Origin of the sequence: Coleofasciculus sp. LEGE 07092, assembly GCF_015207375.1 — a bacterium.
Lineage (GTDB): Bacteria > Cyanobacteriota > Cyanobacteriia > Cyanobacteriales > Coleofasciculaceae > LEGE-07092.
Genome location: NZ_JADEWY010000274.1, coordinates 1 through 1,906 on the forward strand (window position 1 = coordinate 1; position 1,906 = coordinate 1,906).

The 1,906-nt window shown below is 46.6% G+C and carries 2 protein-coding genes and 1 pseudogene; 2 read left to right on the forward strand and 1 reads right to left on the reverse strand.

The window, feature by feature from the left end; translation table 11 throughout:
- Nucleotides 1-177 precede the first annotated feature (177 nt).
- Complete coding sequence (locus tag IQ257_RS29460) at nt 178-405, forward strand: hypothetical protein (protein WP_193882744.1); 228 nt, start codon at nt 178-180, stop codon at nt 403-405.
- Here the strand turns inward: IQ257_RS29460 and IQ257_RS29465 are convergent.
- Nucleotides 356-1,222 carry a type IV secretory system conjugative DNA transfer family protein gene (locus tag IQ257_RS29465; protein ID WP_228061163.1) on the reverse strand — a complete coding sequence of 289 codons (867 nt, stop codon included), beginning with the start codon at nt 1,220-1,222 and terminating at the stop codon, nt 356-358. The genes IQ257_RS29460 and IQ257_RS29465 overlap by 50 nt on opposite strands.
- 191 nt (nt 1,223-1,413) lie before the next feature.
- Here IQ257_RS29465 and IQ257_RS29470 point away from each other — a divergent pair.
- Nucleotides 1,414-1,906 (forward strand): annotated as a pseudogene (locus IQ257_RS29470) (transposase); the annotation flags it as partial.

Genomic DNA, 1,906 nt, shown 5'->3' on the forward strand with positions numbered 1-1,906 from the left:
AGGAAGTTAGCGATCGCTCCTTTCTGTTATTGTCAATAAAGCTGTCAATAAGCTTTCATCTTTTTGCAGGTCAATAGCGTAGAACACTTGCTCCATCAAGCCTTCAGCTTGCTTGTCACCCCGTCAGTTGCAGAAGTCGAGATTTGACCAGATTCTAAGGACGGAAGGCGTGTGATTATGCTTGCCGGAGTTGATTTGTACGCGATCGCACTTTCGGCAGTGCCAGAGGCGATCGCTTTCCTTGTAGAATATCCCCAAATCCCTCTCCCTAAAAGGTTTGAGCCAAACTTATCCCAACAAGTCCACCAATCCCAATGGAAAATTTTCCATTGGCAACCACTGGAACAGCATCTAGCTATCGCTTACCAATTCCACCAGTGGCAAAAATTCGTTTGGGTCGCTTAACTTTACCAACAACAGAGTCCAGCGGGTCAGACCCATACCTTTTACTTGAACCTGATCCCATCTGCGACTCTTGTGGAACATTACCCCCAGCATCAGGCAACGGTAACATCCGTTCAGCTTCTGCAATGCGATCGTACAAAGCGGCTGTAAGCTGTTCTAGACTAGCAAGTTGCACCCGACTTTCCAACCGAGGTCTGACCTGTGTATCCCAGAGGGCTTCACTTTCATCCTTACGCTTCAAATCAGCTTTGGGAATGGGTATAGTCAGCGCGTAAGGAATCGACCCCTCACCGCCAGAACTGTAGCCGGGGTTAGTAATCACGCATCGCCCTTGGGGGAACCGCAGAATCTCATCCACTGAAAACAACGGCATCTTCTGGAGTGACTCGTTCCAACTGATTGAGCGATTGCCCTGAGATTGACCGCCCTGAGAACGACTGGTAGACTTGCTTTTTAGCAGGACTTCTTTCTCCCCGTACCGCTCAGAATATTTTTTGGCAGTGTCCGTATTGCCGGGATTGAACAAGATGTGAGTGCTACAAGCAGAAGCGATCGCTACTCCCATCTTCTCTCCATACCCCTCGTACAACTGCTCCAAACTTTGAATCCCTAGTATAAAACAAGCCCCGTTCGAGCGATATTCATTAATCCACTGCGGCATTCGATCCAATCGAATTGAAGGAAACTCGTCCAAGGAAATAATCAGCGGGTCTTTTCGGGGACGGCTTAAATTAGATACAACCAGTAAGTGAATCGCTGCTGCTAATAGCGGTCCCACCACCGACCGCCGCTCATCATCTAATTTGAAAACAATCATTTGCCGACCTTCAATTTTAGTCGGTATATCCGACTTGCCAAGAAAAGCTCGCAACAGGTCAGCCTGAATAAAACTACTAACGGGACTTAAACAAAGAAGACTCTAAAAGTAGAGTATAATTATTATAAAGAAGACTCTAAAAGTAGAGTATAATTATTATACAGTCTGCATTTTACGTCAATTTGTTCCAGATGAAAGAAACCACTCCCGCCGCCATGCCTCCATGTTTCGATAAATGGTGTAAAAGATTCGATGATCTGTTTAACCACCAAGCCCAAAAACGGGAGTTTAGGAACTATATTGGTGGATTATTGGGGGAAAGTGAACGAAAAAACCTCTCTCAGATGGCGGATAACGCCGTAGGAGTAACCTACCACCGATTACACCCTTGGTGCGCCTAAATTCGGAGGAAACCTCCGAGGCGGCGCATCCGCTTTTTAACGGAAGCACCTTGGTCGGCAGTAGCCGTCAATACCCGTCGCCTAGAGGTGATGAATCAATGCTCTCAGACTCGAATAAGTCGGGGCTTTACCCTGATTGTAGATGACTCAGGACACAGAAAAAGCGGGAATTTCACCGCCGGAGTAGGAAGACAATACATTGGAGAAATAGGGAAAACAGACAATGGGGTAGTGGTAGTAACCACCCATTTATATGATGGCAAAAAGAGCTTGCCGTTAGATA

What these genes read in the sequence shown, in the direction of transcription:
- IQ257_RS29460 (WP_193882744.1), top strand. Translation starts at nt 178, where the DNA reads ATGCTTGCCGGAGTTGATTTGTACGCGATCGCACTTTCGGCAGTGCCA.
- IQ257_RS29465 (WP_228061163.1), bottom strand. Translation starts at nt 1,222, where the DNA reads ATGATTGTTTTCAAATTAGATGATGAGCGGCGGTCGGTGGTGGGACCG.